The organism is Vibrio genomosp. F10 str. 9ZD137 (assembly GCF_049974785.1).
Taxonomy (GTDB): Bacteria; Pseudomonadota; Gammaproteobacteria; order Enterobacterales; family Vibrionaceae; genus Vibrio.
Map to the genome: position 1 here is coordinate 1 of NZ_JBNGCJ010000929.1, position 601 is coordinate 601.

Here is a 601-nt window from a genome sequence, read left to right on the forward strand (position 1 = left end):
GATATCGATAAAGACACATGCATTGCTTTGGCCTCTGAGCTAGAGTCCCATGCCAATCACCCTATTGCTCGCGCCTTTAAGCAGCTCTCAGCTCCATTTGTCACAGAAATAGCTGATGTTGAGAACATCATTGGTTCTGGTATCCAGGGGTGTTACCAAGGACAACACGTTAAGATTGGAAGTGCTGAGTTTATCTTAAGTGGGGATCACCAGGCCGAAGCGAACAGCGTCTATCTTTCTTTGAATGATGTCCATATCGCCACGTTCAGCTATAGCGATCCTATTCGAAAAGAAAGTGCGGACTTTATTCAACGCTTTCGAGATGCGGGCATCAAAGTCACGCTTCTAACCGGTGATACTCAGGCCAACGCTCAGTTAGTTGCAAGTAAAATTGGGATCGATAATGTTATTGCCTCAGCTAAGCCTCAAGACAAGCTCAGTTATTTAAACCAGTTAGATGGGGATATCACCATGATGGTCGGTGATGGAATCAATGACGCCCCTACTCTTGCTGGCGCTCATATATCGGTTGCAATGGGTGGAGGTACAGATGTTGCTAAGGCGTCTGCAGATATGGTGCTCCTTGGGGATAGATTAGATC

At 46.3% G+C, this 601-nt stretch carries 1 protein-coding gene; it reads left to right on the plus strand.

The window, feature by feature from the left end:
* The coding region (locus ACP45E_RS20450; RefSeq protein ID WP_141707456.1) for an HAD-IC family P-type ATPase at positions 1 to 601 on the plus strand (601 nt) is incomplete at both ends.